This window comes from Kitasatospora sp. NPDC059462, assembly GCF_042749955.1.
In the GTDB taxonomy this organism is placed as follows: Bacteria; Actinomycetota; Actinomycetes; order Streptomycetales; family Streptomycetaceae; genus Kitasatospora.
In genome coordinates this window covers 12,910-29,820 of the sequence record NZ_JBHYUU010000030.1, presented here as the reverse complement: position 1 = coordinate 29,820, position 16,911 = coordinate 12,910, and the positions used below count along the sequence as shown (strand labels likewise).

Here is a 16,911-nt window from a genome sequence, read left to right as displayed (position 1 = left end):
TGCATGGGGCACCACACGCAGGGCACCAACCAGACCGGACCGGCAACCGGCCGGCAACTGATCGACCCACGGGGAGCGGCGGCAATGGCAGAACTCGGCACCACCCTCAACGGCCAGCACCACACCGACGGACGGCACCGGTCGGCCGCCCCGCACCGGAGCGCGGGCACCGTCGCGGGCACCGCGGCCACCGCGGCCACCGGGCTGCCCCCCGTCCCCTCCGTCCTGATCGCCACCCGCCACGGCGAGTCCACCGCCAACGTCGAGTTCCAGCTCGCCGATGCGGCCGGCGCGCTCACCGTGCCGATCAGCAGCCGGGACGCCGACATCCCGCTCTCCCTGCACGGCCAGCAGCAGGCGCACGCCCTCGGCCGTTGGTGGGCGGCGCTGCCCGGCGCCGACCGGCCGCGCAGCGTCTGGTGCTCGCCCTACGTGCGCACCGCCGAGACCGCCCGGATCGCGCTCGCCCAGGCCGCCGGACTCGGCGCCGTCCCGGTCTCGCTCGCCGTCCGCTACGACGAGCGGCTGCGCGACCGCGAGCTCGGCGTCCTGGAGATGCTGCCGAAGGCCGCCATCGAGACCGACCACCCCGGGGAGGCGGCCCGGCGGCGGAAGATGGGCGAGCTGTACTACCGGCCGCCCGGCGGCGAGTCCTGGGCCGACGTGGCCCTGCGGGTGCGCAGCGTGCTGCGCGACATCTGTGCGGAGGAGGCCGGCCGGCCGGTCCTGGTGGTCGCGCACGACTGCACGGTGCTCATGCTCCGCTACGTGCTGGACCGGCTCACCGAGGAGCAGCTGACCGCCCTGGAGCCGGTGCGCAACTGTTCCGCGAGCGTCTGGCGGGCCGAGGCCGGCCGGCTGCGGCCGGACCGCTGGAACCAGACCGGCCACCTGGAGGACGCGGGCTGACCCGCGGGTCCCGGGGGCGCGCCGCGGGCTCCAGACCCTAGACGCGGTCGGCGACCGCCGCGGCGGGCTCGGCGAAGCAGCGGCGGTAGGCCAGCGGGGTGGTGCCCAGCCGGCGGCCGAAGTGGTGGCGCAGGGTGGCCGCGTTGCCGAAGCCGCAGCGGGCGGCGATGGCGTCCACCGGCTCGGTGGTCGACTCCAGCAGCCGCTGGGCGAGCAGCAGCCGCTGCCCGATCAGCCAGCGGTGCGGAGTGGTGCCGGTCTCCTGCTGGAAGCGCCGGGCGAAGGTGCGCGGCGACATGTGGACCCGGGCGGCCAGCTGCTCGACGGTCGACTCCTCGTCCAGGTGGTGGCGCATCCAGTCGAGCAGCGGGGCCAGCGACTCGCCGTCGCCCTCCGGCAGCGGCCGGTGCACGAACTGGGCCTGCCCGCCCTCCCGGTGCGGCGCCACCACCATCCGGCGGGCGATCCCCCGGGCCACCTCGGCGCCCTGCAGCTTGCGCACCAGGTGCAGACAGGCGTCGATGCCGGCTGCCGTCCCGGCGGAGGTGATCACCGGGTCGTCGTCCACGTAGAGGACGTCCGGCTCGACGGTGGTCCTCGGATGGCGGGCGGCCAGTTCGGCGGTGTACCGCCAGTGCGTGGTGGCCCGGCGGCCCTCCAGCAGCCCGGCGGCGCCGAGCGCGAAGGCGCCGCTGCAGATGGACAGCGCCCGGGCACCGCCCTCGACGGCCGCCCGCAGCGCGTCCAGCAGCGGCGCCGGGTACTCACCGCGCAGCGAGCTGGCGGTGACCACCACCAGGTCCGCGGCGGCGAGGCGTTCGGGCCCGTGCGGGACGTCGACGGCGAAGCCGGCGTGGGTGCGGTGCGGGCCCGGGCGGGCGCCGGCGATCGCGAAGTCGTAGGCGGGAAGCCCGTCGTCGCTGCGGTCCAGACCGAACACCTCGCAGGCGACGCCGAGTTCGAAGGGGTGGACATCCTCCATGACGACGGCCACGACGTTCTTCAGCATGCCGCCAGGGTAACCCGCCGGCTGGCAGTTTTTCGATGTGATCGGGCATTCCTGCCACTCGCCCCGGAGTCGCGCCGGGGCGAAGGTGGAGCCATGGATTCCGACACGCTCGCCAGCGCACTCGCCCTGCTCGGGGCCGTCGGCGGCTTCGGCCTGCTCGGCGGCCTGATCGGGCGCGAGGTGGCACAGCAGAGGGCCACCGGGCGCGACAACTGGCACCGCCCCGGCGGCTACCCCGCCGACCCCGCCCTGCCCGACCGGCTCCACGGCACCATGCCCGCCGCCTCGCTCCGCCCGTCCGCCGACCCCGCCACCGCCCACGTCCCCGTCCGCACGGCCACCACCACCGCCACCACCGCCGTCGCCACCGCCGTCGCCGGCACCGCCACCGGCGTCGTCGCCGAAGCGGAGGCCCGTACCCCGCTCAGTGCCGTCCCGCGGGATTCCGGCACACTGGCCGGATGGACATCGTCATCCGCCGGGCCCGCGCCGAGGAGTTCGAGGAAGCCGGCCGCATAACCGCCGAGGCCTTCGTCGGCGACGGCTTCACCTCCCCCGAGGGTCCGTACGTGCACCGGCTGCGCGACGCGGCCACCCGGGCCGCCGAGGCCGAGCTGATGGTCGCGGTGGACGCGGCCGACGGGACGCTGCTCGGCACCGTCACCTTCGCGGTCGGCGGCACCCCGTGGGCGGACATCGCCACCCCCGAGGAGGGCGAGATCCGGATGCTCGCCACCGCCCCGGCCGCCCGCGGGCGCGGCGCCGGCGAGGCCCTGGTGCGCGCCGCGCTCGCCCGCAGCCGCGAGCTCGGACTGACCGGCATGGCGTTCTCCACCCAGCCGGAGATGACCACCGCGCACCGGATCTACGAGCGGGTCGGCTTCCGCCGCGACCCGGGGCGCGACTGGTCGCCGGTCCCGGGCGTCGACCTGATGGTCTACAGCACGACCTTCTGACCGGTCACCCGGTCCGGCGCTCCAGCAGCACCAGCCGCAGGTGCGGCAGGTTCTCGGTGCGGACCGTGCGGAACCCGTTCAGCTCCTTCGCCACCTTGTCCGGGACGGCACCGAACGGCCGGCGGTCCGCGCCGGACACCAGCAGCCAGATCCGCCGGGTGCCGGCCAGGCAGCGGGCCGGCTCCTCGCACTCCAGCGCGCCGAAGCTGCCGGCCTGCTCCGCGGACACCCGCTGGAGCACGTCCGCGGGCGCCGGCCGCCCGCGCAGCTCGTAGGCCAGCGACCGGCGCAGCGAGCTGCCCGGCTCGTACACCACGCCGTCGCCGGGGCGCACCCCCTCGCCGATCAGCCGGGCGGCGGCCCGGGCGTCCGCCTCGCCGGGCAGGTCGTCGCGCACGGTGGCCTGGGCGGGCCAGGCGAGCGCGACGGCCAGCGCGACGGCCGCGGCCAGCGGGGCCGGCCCGGCCACCCAGCGCGGCGGGGTGCGGGAGGCGGTGAACCGGGCGACCAGGCCGGGCAGCCGCCCGACCGCCTCGGCGACCAGCAGGGTCCAGGCGGGCACCGTGAAGAGCAGGTAGCGGGCGAGGAACAGGTGCAGCCAGTGCGCCGTCCCCAGGGTCAGCAGCACCGGCAGCAGCGCCCAGCAGATCAGCAGGCCGGCGCCCTGCTGGCGCAGCACCAGCAGGCTCACCGCGCCCACCACGCCGACCACCAGCAGGGTCCAGCCGAGCGCGGCGGACCCGGCCAGGTCGGTGACCAGCGCGCCGAGGTCGTCCCAGTCGCGCTCGTTCCAGGCGATCTGCCCGCTCTGCCCGGCGCCGAGCAGCAGCAACGGGCTGAGCAGCAGCACCGCGCCCGCCGAGGCCAGCGCCCAGCGGCCGGGCAGCACCCAGCGGGTGCCGTCGTCGGCGGCGGCCGGCGTGCGGCGGAACTCGCGGACCACCAGCAGCAGGTGGCCGGGCAGCACCATCAGCGTCACCACGTGGGTCAGCCCCATGGCGACCACGGTGAGCCCGTAGCCCGCCCAGGCGAGCAGCGCGGCGCGCGGCGCGGCCGGCACCGCCCCCGGACGGTCCTGGACCAGCCGGGTGAGCAGCAGGGTGCTGCCGACGGCCGCCAGCACCGCGAAGGCGTACGGGCGGGCGTCCTGGCCGTACCAGGTGATCGCCGGGCAGAGGGCGAACAGCAGGCCGCCGAGCAGCCCGGCCCGGGGCGAGAGCAGCCGCCGGCCGAGCAGGGCCAGGCAGCCGGCGGCGGCGGCCGTGGCGAGCGCCGAGGGCAGCCGCAGGGCGGCCTCGGAGTCCCCCGCGACGGCGATCCACAGATGCAGCAGCACGTAGTAGGGCGCCAGCACCAGGTCCATGTTCCCGAGCAGCGCGCCGAGGTCGGACCAGGACAGCGTGGCCGCCCACCAGGAGGCGTGCTCGTCCCGCCAGAGCTGGCGGTCCCCGAGGCCGTAGAGGCAGAGCGCCAGGGCCAGCAGCACCGGCGGCAGGGCGACGGCGAGCGCGGCGCGCCACTGCGGGGCCCGCTCGTCGGCGTCCGGCACGGCGGGGCCGCGCGGCACGGCGGCGCGCGGCGGCGCCCCCGGAACGGGCGGCGCGGGCGGCGCGGGCGGGAACGCGGGCATCGGCGGGTGGCTCGGTTCCGGCGGCAGGTTCGCCGAGCCGTCCGTCGCCTGTATCGGGGTGGTCATCGCTACTGTTTGACCCAGATCCGGTAGTACCCGGTTCCACCGACGTGTGTGAAGGGAATGCGTCCGAGCAGCCGGTAGTGCGGGCTCCGGGCGATCGCGTCGGCCACCACCCGGTCGGTGTCCGGGGTGGCGACGCCGTCGAGCACCACGAGGTCGAACCAGCCGTCGGCGATGGCGCTGCGGTAGCCGTCGTCACCGGTGTGCAGCGCGCCCGCCTGGTCGACGTACCCGATGCCGTAGGTCGAGGTCCACTGACTCTGCAGCGTCAGGTCGCTGGTGTAGTAGACCGGGACGTTGTCGGCCGAGGCCAGGTAGCGGCCGGTGCTGGTGACGTGCTGGCGCACCACCTCGGTCATCCGGCTGGAGTCGGGCCAGGTGTCGAACCGCCAGGTCGACTGGCTCAGCCCGAGGGCGAGCGTCACCACCCAGAGCAGGATGCCCAGTTGCGGGTGCCGGAAGTGCGGGCCGACCAGCCGGGCCAGGCCGATGCCGGCCATCGGCGCGGCGAACAGCAGGCCGAAGCCGAGGTGCTTGTACAGCGCGACCGAGGTGTTGAGGTGCATCTGGTAGGCCGGGGCGAGCAGCGCGGTGCCGGTCAGCAGCAGGCCGAGCAGGATCCGGCGGCGGCGGCCGGGGCCGGTCATGGTGCGCACCAGCGGCGACTCGTTCATCCGCCCGCGCAGCGCGTACGCGACCGCGCCGCCGACCGCGGTGACGAACATCAGGCCGCCGAACTCCACGCACTGGCGAGCCAGTTCGGTCCAGGGCTCGGCGCCGTGGGCGCGCTGGGTGGTGGTCGCCCGGACACCCGAGAGGACGTCGGTGAAGGTCATCCCCAGCCAGAGCAGCCCGCCCGCGCCGCCCGCCAGCAGCACGCCGCGCAGCAGCGGCTGGCGGTTCTTGTCCCGTCGCCCGGTGAGCACCGCCAGCAGCACCAGGCTGGGCAGGTAGAGCGCCGAGGCGTACTTCAGCCCGACCGCCAGCACCGCGAACGGCGCGGCGAGCAGCACGGCGGGCGCGGGCGCCCGGTCGGTGCGCACCACGATCCAGATCGCCAGGGCGAGCAGCAGCACCGCCGGGGCGTCGTAGGTGGCGAAGAAGCCGAGCACCACGGTCGACTGGGTCACCGCGAACATCGCCGCGGCGCCGAGCGCGACCCGCTCGTTGAACAGGCGCCGGCTGAAGCCGTAGAGCAGCGCGGTGGAGCCCAGCATGCAGAGCAGGCTGAACAGCCGGACGCCGAGCATGCCGAAGTGGTTCTCCAGCACCGCGGCCGCGATCGGGTACAGGGTCGGCGCGCCGGAGAAGTAGGTGTTGTAGTCCTTCGGCAGGGGGGTGTCGTAGAGCCAGTGCGAGAGCTGCGCGTGCCCGGCGTACATGTAGAGCGCCTCGTCCTGGAACGCGGTGTTCGACAGCCGGACGGACATCGCGGTCTGGATCAGCAGGATGACCAGCAGCAGCGCCCGGCTGATCCAGGAGCGGCGGCGGCCCGAGTCGAGCGTCCAGCTGGCCTCGGGCACCGGCGGCAGGGTGTAGCCGGGGCCCTCGGGCCGGTCCGGGTCGCGGCCGGGGTCGCGGCCGGTGCCGTCCGGGCCGGACGGCTCGCCGCCGGCCGGGTCACCGGCGGCCGGGCCGGCCTCGGACGGCCCGCCCTCGTACGGCTCGTCCTCGTACGGCTCGTCCTCGTCCGGGTCGTCGTCGTCCGGGCGGTCGGTGAACCGCACACCGGCGTCGGTCCGTTCCTCGTGCGGCGGGAGCGGCGCCGACGGGTGGCGGCTCTCGAACCACGAGCCGCCGGTGTCGGGCACCCGGACCGGCGCGTCCTCGGCGAGGGGGTTGCGGGGCGTGGGGATGGACGTCATCAGGGGCTCTTCACATCGAAGCTGTAGCGGCCGTCGGACACCGCCTGCTTGAAGGCGTTCTGGGACTGCGGGTCGCCCTCGATCCGCCAGTCGACCTCCTTGTTGAGGTTGAACCAGATGAAGCCCAGGCAGTCGGGGCGCTTGATCACGTTCGCGGCGAGGTTGTAGATGTCGGACACCTTGCGGGTGCCCGGCTCGGAGCCGGTCTCGGCGATGATCCACGGCTTGTCGGTGAAGGTGCGGATCTGGTTGAGGGTGGGCGTGTAGAGGGTGTCGAAGGTGCCCGCTTCGAGGTGGGTGTAGTACGCGACGATGCCCACCCAGTCGACGTAGGTGTCCCCGGGGTAGTACGGCTTGAGCGCCACGGTCGGCACCGGGTTGATGCTGTTCGGGCTCCAGACCCAGATCACCTGGCCGACGCCGAGCTGGGTGAAGACGTCGTGCAGGTGCTGGTAGGCGGCCACGAAGTCGGCCGCCGTGGTGGTCTTGGTGCCCCAGTCGTACCAGGTGCCGTTGAACTCGTGGGCGAAGCTGATCGCGACCGGCACGTTGGTGTTGCGCACGGCCGCCGCGTAGCGCTTGACGTAGTCGTCGTGCTTGCCCGCCGCGATGTCGGCCAGCGGCGTCTTGTAGGGCTCCCAGGCGATGAACGGCAGCGCGCCGCCCTGCCAGGCGTTGGTCACGCCCTTGACGTCGTACTCGTCGCCCCAGCCCGAGTAGTACTCGACGATGTTCGGCCGCTTGCCGATCCGGCCGGCGAACTCGTCGACGCCGGCCATCGACGCCGGGGCGCCGTCGACGGCCACGCCCAGGTACTTCTTCGCCGGCTTGAGCAGCGGGCGGACGTCGTACGGCAGCGCCGCGTCGGGGGTGGCCGTCCTGGTCGGCGTGGCCGCGGCGGTGGCGCTCGCGCCGCCCGCGGCGGCCGTGCTCCCCGCGGACGCCGCGGCGGTGGGGCCGGCCGCCGCCGCGGGGCCCAGCGGCTCCTGGCCGAGCAGGTCGCAGGCGGCCAGCGGCAGCACCAGCAGGGCCGCCGCGAGGGCGCGGAACAGTGCGGCACGCGCCCGGCGGGCGCCGGGGGTGCGGGTGGGGAGGCTCATGCCACGGAGTCCTGGGATCGGGGCTGGATGAGGATGCGGCCGACCGTCACCGCGTAGAACAGGCCCGAGGAGAGCACCAGGGCGAAGTCCAGCGGGTACAGCGTGAACATCCGGTACACCGCCGCGACCACCCAGACCAGCGCGGTGCCCCCGCCCCAGACCACGATGCCGGTCCAGAAGCGCCGCTGCCGGTTCTTGGCCTTGCTGGACCCGGTCGGCTGCCAGCCGCGCTGACGGCCCCGGACGAGGTCCCAGACCGCGAAGAAGTGCGCCCAGCCGTACATCATCCGCCCGGCCCAGGCCTCCAGCCGGTACGGCGCCCGGTGCCAGAGCGGGAAGATCACGGTCGCGTACACCAGGCTGGGCAGGACCAGCACCAGGTGCTGGACCTGCAGCAGGTCCGGCCGCCAGAGCAGCAGCATGATCGGCAGCATCGGCAGCGCGAAGGTCAGCAGCGCGGTGTGGATGTAGTAGAGGAACCCGGAGACGTAGCAGAGCCGGGTGGTGAAGTCGAGCTTGGTGTGCCAGAACTTGCGGCTGGTCATCAGCGACATCGAGCCCATGCACCAGCGGTACTGCTGGTTCTGGAACGCCCCGGCGTTGTCCGGGCAGACGCCGGTGGACAGGGCCACGGGCACGTACTGCAGGTCCCAGCCCAGGGCCCGCAGGTCGAAGCCGGTGTGCACGTCCTCGGAGTGGGCGATCAGCGTGGTGCCGCCGTTCTCCACCAGCGCGGCCCGCCGGTAGACCGCGCAGCTGCCGACGCAGATCGCGCCGTCGTTGCGCTGCCGGGCGACCTGCACCGAGCGGTAGAACAGCTCCTGGATGGCGCCGGCGCCGCGCTCGATCCAGTTCTGCGAGTCCAGCACCCGGAAGAACTGCGGCGACTGGACGATGCCGAGCTTCGGGTCGCGCTGCAGGTAGGGCAGCACCTCGTGCAGCAGGTCGTGCCGGGGCGCGAAGTCGGCGTCCAGGATGAGGATGAACTCGCCGTCCGAGCGGCCGAAGCCGTAGTGCAGGTTGCCGGCCTTCTTGAACCAGCCGCGGTTCTCCCGCACCCCGTACCGGAAGCCGAAGTCCGCGGCCATCGCCTCGACCTCCGGGCTCGCCGCGTCGTCCAGGACGTACGGCATGACCAGGCCCGGGTAGTGCTCGGCCATCTTCCGCACGTACGTCCAGGTGTTGTGCAGCACCTCGATCGGCTCGCCGCAGACCGGCAGGAAGACGTCCACCGTCGGGTACTCGGCGGGGTTCCACTGCCGCACCAGCCGGCGGTGCTCCTTGACGTCGAAGTTGGGCGTGAAGCTGTTCACGCGCAGCGAGACCACGTAGTAGACGACCGTGAAGAACAGGAACGGCACGCAGAGCCAGAACCACGACCCGAGGGAGTACAGCTCGGCCTGACTGACCACCAGGCACCCGAAGCTCACCATCGAACAGAGGGTCAGCACCCACTGGTGGCGGATGGTGTAGCTGTACTTCTCCTGCGAAGTGGGCGGCGCCGGCAGCAGCATCGCGGGGACGGGCTCGCCCGTTCCGCGTCGGCGGCCCGCCGCCCTGCGCCGTCTGCTGGTCGCATTGACGGCAGCGCTCACCGCGCGGTACCTCCTGCTCGCTGATTCCCCGTCGGGGCGGCCACGGGGGGACGCATCCCTCCCCCGAGGGCGGTCATCCTATCCGACCGCCCCGGGCCGCCCTCCGCGGGCCGTCCCCTCCCCGCCGGGGGTCAGCCGGCGTGGGATCCCCGGGCCAGCAGGACGTCCTTCGTACGCTCCGCCAGCGCTCCGGCGGCGGCCGTCGCGAGCTGGTCGCTCTGGTCCGTCCCCTGCTTCAGCGAACCGGCCACCGTGAAGTAGCCGAAGCGCCCGATCGACGCGTGGGTCTCGGTGCAGCCGGACTTGTCGGTCACGCAGAACATCGGGACACCGGTGCCGGACAGACCCTGGATCAGGCCCGCGTGGCGGCCGATCGCCCGGTCCGCGCCCGCCTTGTTGTCGAAGACCGCGACCCCGACCGTGACGGCGCTCTCGCCACTGACGTAGGTCGCGCGGACCAGCGAGCGGCAGGTGTCGTCGCCGAGCGCGAGGCCGAGTCCGCCGGTGGTGGCCTTGGAGCAGGGAGCGGTCGAACCGGTCACCTGACGGGTCCACACCTTGCCGTCGATGGTCCGGGTCTGATCGGGGAACAGCGTCGCCGCGTCGACCGGCAGCTTGTCGGTGGCGGCGTCGGAGATCACCGCCACCGCCTGCTCGGTGGGCGTGGCCGTGGCGGACGGGGTACCGGTGGTGGTCCCGCTCGCGGCCGGCTTCGGGTCGTCGCCCTTGTCACGGCCGTTGATCCACACCCCGGCCCCGACGATCCCGCCGACCAGCACGGCGGCGACGACCACCGCGCCGATCCACAGCCGCTTGCGGCGGCGCGACTCGTCGGCGTGCCGGTCCGCCATCGCGTTCCAGTCCGGCTCGTTCGGGGGCGACGGCTGCGGCGGCTGGGCGCCCTGCTGCGGCCACCCGGCGAACGGGGGCGCGGGCTGCGGTCCCGGCTGCGGTCCGGCCGGCGGCTGCGGCGGCTGGGCACCCTGCGGGGGCCCCGGCTGCGGGTACGGCACCGCGCCGGACGGCACGTGCGGCGCCACCGGCGGCTGGGCCTGCGGCGGCACCCCCGCCCCCGGTTGCACGTACGGCGTCGCAGGCGGCCCGAACCCGCCGGGCGGCGGCACCGGCGGCCGCCCCGGCTGCGGCACCTGACCCGGCACACCAGGCTGCTGACCCTGCCCCGGCGGCACGGCCCTACCGGCCCAGTCCCCCGGAGCGCCCGTTCCCTCGCTCATGTGCCGAGATCGTAGGGCATGCACCGGACGAGGGACCGTCCCGGTGACCAATCCGTTTCGCAACGGACCCCGCGCGGGCGCCCCAAGGCCCCTCCCCGGTACCACCGGTCATCGGAGCAACACGCCACGCTGCACAACATGTGGTGTCGCATCCAGCGAGCACCACTAGATGTATGCTCGTCCCTGCTGTCGACGCAGGGGAACCCGGTGCGAGTCCGGGACTGCCCCGCAGCGGTGTGCGGCCGCCCCCGAAGGGCGCCGCGAGTCCGAGTACCTGCCGACGGCGTGCCGACGCCTCCCCGCAGGGGCCATGGCACCAGCACCACCTTCCGGGCCTCGCGGGCGGGCCGGGGACGACACGCGTGCGACGCCTCCGGGCCGCACGGCGATCTCCCCTGCCCCGAACGGCCCGGCCCGAGCCACCGCCGTCGACCGCCGCCAGGAGAGAGCGCCTTGACCACCGCTGCCTCAGCCACCCTGCCCGCCCAGGGTTCCAGCTCCGCCCCCGCCGACCCGACGGTCTCCGACCCCGGCGGTGCGCTCCTGCGCCTCCTGACCGACCGCAGCACCGACCTCCCCCAGGTCGACCCCGGCCATGTCGCCGCCGCCGCGCTCCGCGGCCGCCACGCCGGCTCGGACTTCGCCGAGCTGCGCGGGCTGGCCGTCGACGCCGCCGCGTCGATGATCGCCGAGGACCCGCAGTACTCCAAGCTCGCGGCCCGCCTGCTCGCGCTGGAGATCGTGGACGAGGCGGCGAGCCAGGGCGTGGTCTCGTTCTCCACCTCGATCGCGGTCGGCCACGCCGAGGGCCTGATCGGCGACACCACCGCCGACTTCGTCGCCAAGCACACCGCCGCCCTGGACGCCCTGGTCGACCCCCGGGGCGACGACCGCTTCGAGTACTTCGGCCTGCGCACCGTGCAGTCCCGCTACCTGCTGCGCCACCCGATCACCCGCAAGGTCGTCGAGACCCCGCAGCACTTCCTGCTCCGCGTCGCCTGTGGCCTGGCGGTCGGCGACACCGAGCAGTCGGTCGCCGAGGTCGCCGAGCTGTACCGCCTGATGAGCCGGCTGGAGTACCTGACCTCCTCGCCGACCCTCTTCAACTCCGGCACCCGCCACCCCCAGATGTCCAGCTGCTACCTGCTGGACTCCCCGCTGGACAACCTGGACTCGATCTACTCGCGCTACGCGCAGATCGCCCGGCTGTCCAAGCACGCCGGCGGCATCGGCCTGTCCTACTCCCGGATCCGCTCGCGCGGCTCGCTGATCCGCGGCACCAACGGCAAGTCCAACGGCATCGTGCCGTTCCTGCGCACCCTCGACTCCTCGGTCGCCGCCGTCAACCAGGGCGGCCGCCGCAAGGGCGCGGCCTGCGTCTACCTGGAGACCTGGCATGCCGACATCGAGGAGTTCCTGGAGCTCCGCGACAACACCGGTGAGGAGGCGCGCCGCACCCACAACCTGAACCTGGCGCACTGGATCCCGGACGAGTTCATGCGCCGGGTCAACGCCAACGCCGACTGGTCGCTGTTCTCCCCCGCCGACGTCCCCGAGCTGGTCGACCTGTGGGGCGAGGAGTTCGACGAGGCCTACCGCAAGGCCGAACTGGCCGGCAAGGCCGTGCGCACCATCCCCGCGCAGACCCTCTACGCCCGGATGATGCGCACCCTCGCGCAGACCGGCAACGGCTGGATGACCTTCAAGGACGCCTCCAACCGCGCCGCCAACCAGACCGCGCTGCCGGGCCGCACCGTCCACTCCTCCAACCTCTGCACGGAGATCCTGGAGGTCACCGACGACTCCGAGACCGCCGTCTGCAACCTCGGCTCGGTCAACCTCGGCGCCCACGTCGCCGCCGGCGCGTCGGCCGGCGACCTGCTGGGCGCGATGGACTGGGAGCGGCTGGACGCCACCGTGCGCACCGCCGTCACCTTCCTCGACCGCGTGGTGGACATCAACTTCTACCCGACCCCCGAGGCCGGCGCCTCCAACTCCCGCTGGCGGCCGGTGGGCCTCGGCGTGATGGGCCTCCAGGACGTCTTCTTCCAGCTGCGGATCGACTTCGACTCCGCCGAGGCCAGGACGCTCTCCACGCTCATCGCCGAGCGCATCATGCTCACCGCCTACGAGCGCTCCGCCGACCTGGCCGAGCAGCTGGGCCGCCACGAGGCGTACGGCGAGACCCGCGCCGCCCGCGGCGAGCTGCACATCGACCACTTCGGCTCGGCCACCCCCGAGTGGGCCGATCGCTGGACCGCGCTGCGCGAGCGGATCGCCGTCACCGGCCTGCGCAACTCGCTGCTGCTCGCGATCGCGCCGACCGCGACCATCGCGTCCATCGCCGGTGTGTACGAGTGCATCGAGCCGCAGGTGTCCAACCTGTTCAAGCGCGAGACGCTCTCCGGCGAGTTCCTCCAGGTCAACCCGTACCTGGTGCGCGACCTCAAGGAGCTCGGCGTCTGGGACCAGCAGACCCGCGACGCGCTGCGCGACGCCAACGGCTCGGTCCAGGAGCTCGGCTGGCTGCCCGCGGAGATCCGCTCGCTGTACCGCACCGCCTGGGAGCTGCCGCAGCGCGCGCTGATCGACCTGGCCGCGGCCCGCATGCCGTACATCGACCAGAGCCAGTCGCTGAACCTCTTCATGGCCGCGCCGACCATCGGCAAGCTCAGCTCGATGTACGCGTACGCCTGGAAGGTCGGTCTGAAGACCACCTACTACCTGCGCTCGCGCCCGGCCACCCGGATCGCCCAGGCCGCGTCCGGCACCGCCCGCACCGCCGCCCCGGTGCCCGTGAACACCCCGACCCTCACCCCGGAGGAAGAGGCCGCGCTGGCCTGCTCCCTGGAGAACCCCGAGTCCTGCGAGGCCTGCCAGTAATGAGCTCCGAAGACCGCAAGATGCTGCTCGACCCCGGCTTCGAGCTGACGCTGCGCCCGATGCGTTACCCGTCGTTCTACGACCGGTACCGCGACGCCATCAAGAACACCTGGACGGTGGAGGAGGTGGACCTTCACTCGGACGTCGCCGACCTGGCGAAGCTGAGCGAGGGCGAGCGTCACATGATCGGCCGGCTGGTCGCGTTCTTCGCGACCGGTGACTCGATCGTCGCGAACAACGTGGTGCTGAGCCTCTACAAGCACATCAACTCCCCGGAGGCACGGCTGTACCTGAGCCGTCAGCTGTTCGAGGAGGCCGTGCACGTCCAGTTCTATCTGACGCTGCTGGACACCTACCTTCCGGACCCGGAGGACCGCAACGCGGCCTTCGCCGCGGTGGAGAACATCCCCTCCATCCACCAGAAGGCCCAGTTCTGCTTCAAGTACATGAACGCGGTCGACCACATCGACTCGCTGCAGACCAAGGAGGACCGGCGGGCCTTCCTGCTGAACCTGATCTGCTTCGCGGCCTGCGTCGAGGGTCTCTTCTTCTACGGCGCGTTCGCGTACGTGTACTGGTTCCGCAGCCGGGGCCTGCTGCACGGCCTGGCGACCGGCACCAACTGGGTGTTCCGCGACGAGTCCATGCACATGGACTTCGCCATGTCGGTGGTCGACACCGTCCGCGAGGAGGAGCCCGACCTCTTCGACGACGAGATGGCCAAGCAGGTCACCGAGATGCTGGAGGAGGCCGTCGAGGCCGAGCTCCAGTTCGCCCGCGACCTCTGCGGTGACGGCCTGCCCGGCATGAACACCGAGTCGATGCGCGAGTACCTCCAGGCCGTGGCCGACCAGCGCCTGGCGCGTCTGGGCCTGCCGATCCGCTACGGCTCCACGAACCCGTTCGGCTTCATGGAGCTGCAGAACGTCCAGGAGCTGACCAACTTCTTCGAGCGCCGGGTCTCCGCGTACCAGGTCGCCGTCGAGGGCTCGGTCTCCTTCGACGACGACTTCTAAGCACCGAGGTTCGGAGGGGGGAGCGCCGCTCGGCGCTCCCCCCTCTGCTTCATGAAGTGGGCCGCACCCACTGGCGTTCCGATGTGACGGTGACCCGGTAGTCGTACGGTGTCGGACGGCCGTGTTCCTCCCACTGCGACCAGGCGGTCAGCACCTCGTCACCGATCCGGCGCGGGCCGCCTTGGAACAGCAGGGCACCGCCCGCGGAGACTGCCGCCCATGACGCTCTGCCGTCGTGGATCCAGGCGTTGACGCCGTCCTCGTCCCGGCCGGTGACGATCACGGCGTCCGGGACGGCGACGCGCACGGCGAAGCGCAGGTCCCAGTCGTCGGCGAGCGGGGCGAGGTCGCGTTCGACGATCCGCTTGGTGGCAGCCTCGCCAGTACCTCGTACCTTCGCGTAACTGACCGTCGGCGCCGGAGCCGAGCGGTCCGCCATGAACTGCCCGAGGCCCTGCACCCAGCCGCTCGCGCTACGGCCGTCGGCGGCCACCGTGAGCGCGACGTGCCCGAGCCGGCCCCACGGGTAGACGATCCGGCCGCCCGGCTTGGCGGCCTCGATCCATGTGTAGGGGACGGACTCCACGGCGTAGGTCGCATGGATGCGGTCGAACGGGCCGCCGGGCGGGACGCGGCTGGTGCCGTTGCCGACGAACACCTCGACGGCGGCGAGCCGTTTGCGGGCGAGCAGGGCGAGGCTTTCGTCCACCTCCGTGGAGACGACCCGGTTGGGCCCGGCCCGCCAGGCGGCGAGCGCGCAGCTCCAGCCCTGGCCGGTGCCGATGTCCCACACGGTGTGGCCTGGCTCCAGCATCAGGCTGTCCAGCATGTCCGCCACCACGGCGGGCGCGGAGAGGCTGGAGGAAGGGAGCCCATCGGTGACCTGGGTGACCGCCGCCGCATCAGGCCCGGAGTAGAGCTCGTCCGCCCACGCGGTGGGGGAGGTCGGACGGTCGAGTGACGTGTAGGCGTGACCGTCCCACCGCCACAGCCGATCCGGCGCGAAGGTGTCACGAGGCAGCGCGCGCATAGCCTCACGCACCCACGGCGAGCCGGCCGGCCAGGCCCCGCGCGCCTCCATCAGGGCATCCATCCGCGTGCGGCGGCCGGCCAGATCACCGGTCATCGCTTCTTGTGCTTCCCGTCGCCCGGCGGCGGAGGCGGTACCTGCCCGTCGGCGTTCCCCGGCGGCGGCTCTCCCTGCCCCGGGTCCGGCGGCGGCTTCTCGTGCTCACCCATGCTGCGCTCCCTTCGCTCGGGCCCCATCCTCTGGGAACGCCAATGCGCCACACCAGACGCGCAGAGGCGCACCCGCAGCGCGCACGTCCGAGGTACACGCCGCCAGTGATGACGATGCCCCGCACGGCCACAGCCCGTGCGGGGCATCCATGTCGTCTCAGCCTGTCGAGAACTCCCCGCCCTTGACCCCTGCCAGGAACGAATCCCAAGCCTCAGCCGCGAAGAGCAGTTCCGGCCCGTCTGGGTCTTTCGAGTCCCTCACTGGCACGACGCCGGACAGCCCAGCAGCCACCTCGACACACTCGCTCTGCGCACCTGAATACGAAGACTTGCGCCACTCATCTGGCGAGAACTCGCTCACGATCTAGACCTTCTCACTCGCGATGCGCTCGATGAGCGCGATCGATTCCTTGTGGGGCAGTGACTCCGCCAGAGCACGACGGAACACGTTCGCGTACTTGAAGACTTCGCCCGGCTCCTCGATGTACAGCGTGCTGAGGAGGCTGTCGACGTACGCCACGTCCGTCTCCGCCACCTCTGGAAAGCTCAGGATGGTGACTGGCCCGAAGAGCGCGGCATGGATCTCCGACGCCTCCGGCAGGATCTGGACGTTGACGTTGGGGCTCTCGGCCGACTCCGCGAGGGATCGAAGTTGTTCGCGCATCACCGACCGACCACCGACCTGATGTCGGAGCGCTGATTCCGAGAGTACGGCCCAGACCCTCATGGGGACCTCTCTTGCCAGCACCGAGCGTCGCTCCTGGCGGACCTTCGTCAGGATCTCGATCTGATCCGGCGTCGCGTCTTCTATCTGCGCCTTCACTACAGCCCTGGTGTAGTCCTCGGTCTGCAAGATCCCTGGCACCAGAAGAGTTTGGATGCTGTACATGTCCGACGCATCGGATTCCAGCGCAATGTAGTCGGCGTACAGGGGCGACAAGGTCTCCGAGTAGCGGTCCCACCATCCGCGCAGGCGGCCTTCACGCGACAGGGTCTCCATCCGGCCCCTGGACTCCGGGTCCGTCACCCCGTACAGGTCGAGCAGCAGCCGGAGATCCACCAATCGAATCCCCGACTGTGCAGCCTCAATGCGACTGATCTTGCTTTCGGCACACGCAAGATGCCGAGCCGACTGGGCGAGCGTCAGATTGGCATCTACCCGCAGCTCCTTGAGCGTTCGGGCCAGCCTCCGCTGTCGAACCGTCGGGTTCCTGTTCACGGGCACCGTCGCGGCCTCCCCACTTCTGTGAGCTGTCAGTCTGCCTCTCCTCTGCATCGACAACAATCTTTAGCCGCTTCCAAAGTAGGGACTTGCACTTTAGGAGCCGCCAGGAGCATGCTACTCAACGTAGCCCTCTAGTCGACGAACTGTGATGACAGTGGGCCACTCACCGGGCATTCCCACGCCTTC

General features: G+C 72.4%; 14 protein-coding genes and 1 riboswitch. Of the genes, 5 read left to right on the top strand and 9 right to left on the bottom strand.

Going from position 1 to position 16,911, the window contains the following annotated elements:
• Positions 1–84: 84 nt before the first annotated feature.
• Complete coding sequence (locus ACFXAM_RS11320) at positions 85–909, top strand: histidine phosphatase family protein (protein WP_380289808.1); 825 nt, start codon at positions 85–87, stop codon at positions 907–909.
• A gap of 37 nt (positions 910–946) precedes the next feature.
• Here ACFXAM_RS11320 and ACFXAM_RS11315 read toward each other — a convergent pair whose 3' ends face one another.
• Positions 947–1,918, bottom strand: a complete 972-nt coding sequence (locus tag ACFXAM_RS11315) for a helix-turn-helix domain-containing protein (RefSeq protein WP_380289806.1) — start codon at positions 1,916–1,918, stop codon at positions 947–949.
• Between the two features lie 93 nt (positions 1,919–2,011).
• Between ACFXAM_RS11315 and ACFXAM_RS11310 the strand changes: the two genes are divergently transcribed.
• Both ACFXAM_RS11310 and ACFXAM_RS11305 read left to right on the top strand, forming a co-directional pair.
• Positions 2,012–2,437: a hypothetical protein gene (locus ACFXAM_RS11310; RefSeq protein ID WP_380289804.1), complete on the top strand. Its 426-nt coding sequence runs from the start codon at positions 2,012–2,014 to the stop codon at positions 2,435–2,437.
• Positions 2,380–2,874, top strand: a complete 495-nt coding sequence (locus tag ACFXAM_RS11305; protein WP_380289802.1) for a GNAT family N-acetyltransferase — start codon at positions 2,380–2,382, stop codon at positions 2,872–2,874. Before ACFXAM_RS11310 ends, ACFXAM_RS11305 begins: the two co-directional genes overlap by 58 nt.
• A 4-nt stretch (positions 2,875–2,878) precedes the next feature.
• Here the strand turns inward: ACFXAM_RS11305 and ACFXAM_RS11300 are convergent, their stop codons facing one another.
• The 5 genes from ACFXAM_RS11300 to ACFXAM_RS11280 form a co-directional block, all read right to left on the bottom strand.
• Positions 2,879–4,570, bottom strand: coding sequence for a glycosyltransferase family 39 protein (locus ACFXAM_RS11300; RefSeq protein ID WP_380289800.1), 1,692 nt, complete (start codon positions 4,568–4,570; stop codon positions 2,879–2,881).
• A 2-nt stretch (positions 4,571–4,572) separates the two neighbouring features.
• Complete coding sequence (locus tag ACFXAM_RS11295) at positions 4,573–6,432, bottom strand: ArnT family glycosyltransferase (protein WP_380289798.1); 1,860 nt, start codon at positions 6,430–6,432, stop codon at positions 4,573–4,575.
• Complete coding sequence (locus ACFXAM_RS11290) at positions 6,432–7,532, bottom strand: glycoside hydrolase family 26 protein (RefSeq protein ID WP_380289796.1); 1,101 nt, start codon at positions 7,530–7,532, stop codon at positions 6,432–6,434. The genes ACFXAM_RS11295 and ACFXAM_RS11290 overlap by 1 nt, the downstream gene beginning before the upstream one ends.
• Positions 7,529–8,965 (bottom strand): glycosyltransferase family 2 protein, encoded by a 1,437-nt coding sequence (locus ACFXAM_RS11285; protein ID WP_380289856.1) that lies wholly within the window; start codon positions 8,963–8,965, stop codon positions 7,529–7,531. The genes ACFXAM_RS11290 and ACFXAM_RS11285 overlap by 4 nt, the downstream gene beginning before the upstream one ends.
• A 293-nt stretch (positions 8,966–9,258) precedes the next feature.
• On the bottom strand, positions 9,259–10,191 hold the full coding sequence (locus ACFXAM_RS11280) for a hypothetical protein (protein ID WP_380289794.1): 933 nt from the start codon (positions 10,189–10,191) through the stop codon (positions 9,259–9,261).
• A gap of 327 nt (positions 10,192–10,518) precedes the next feature.
• Positions 10,519–10,659: riboswitch (cobalamin riboswitch) on the top strand.
• Between the two features lie 180 nt (positions 10,660–10,839).
• On the opposite strand from ACFXAM_RS11280, the gene ACFXAM_RS11275 reads away from it, so the two are divergent.
• On the top strand, positions 10,840–13,245 hold the full coding sequence (locus ACFXAM_RS11275; RefSeq protein ID WP_380289854.1) for a ribonucleoside-diphosphate reductase subunit alpha: 2,406 nt from the start codon (positions 10,840–10,842) through the stop codon (positions 13,243–13,245).
• Entirely contained in the window at positions 13,245–14,261 is a 1,017-nt protein-coding gene (locus ACFXAM_RS11270; protein WP_380289792.1) for a ribonucleotide-diphosphate reductase subunit beta, read from the top strand. Before ACFXAM_RS11275 ends, ACFXAM_RS11270 begins: the two co-directional genes overlap by 1 nt.
• A gap of 49 nt (positions 14,262–14,310) precedes the next feature.
• Here the strand turns inward: ACFXAM_RS11270 and ACFXAM_RS11265 are convergent, their stop codons facing one another.
• The 3 genes from ACFXAM_RS11265 to ACFXAM_RS11255 form a co-directional block, all read right to left on the bottom strand.
• Positions 14,311–15,387, bottom strand: a complete 1,077-nt coding sequence (locus ACFXAM_RS11265) for a protein-L-isoaspartate O-methyltransferase (protein ID WP_380289790.1) — start codon at positions 15,385–15,387, stop codon at positions 14,311–14,313.
• Positions 15,388–15,657: 270 nt separating this feature from the next.
• A complete protein-coding gene (locus ACFXAM_RS11260) occupies positions 15,658–15,861 on the bottom strand; it encodes a DUF397 domain-containing protein (RefSeq protein ID WP_380289788.1) in 204 nt (67 codons plus the stop codon).
• A gap of 3 nt (positions 15,862–15,864) precedes the next feature.
• Entirely contained in the window at positions 15,865–16,776 is a 912-nt protein-coding gene (locus tag ACFXAM_RS11255) for a helix-turn-helix domain-containing protein (protein WP_380289786.1), read from the bottom strand.
• Positions 16,777–16,911 lie beyond the last annotated feature (135 nt).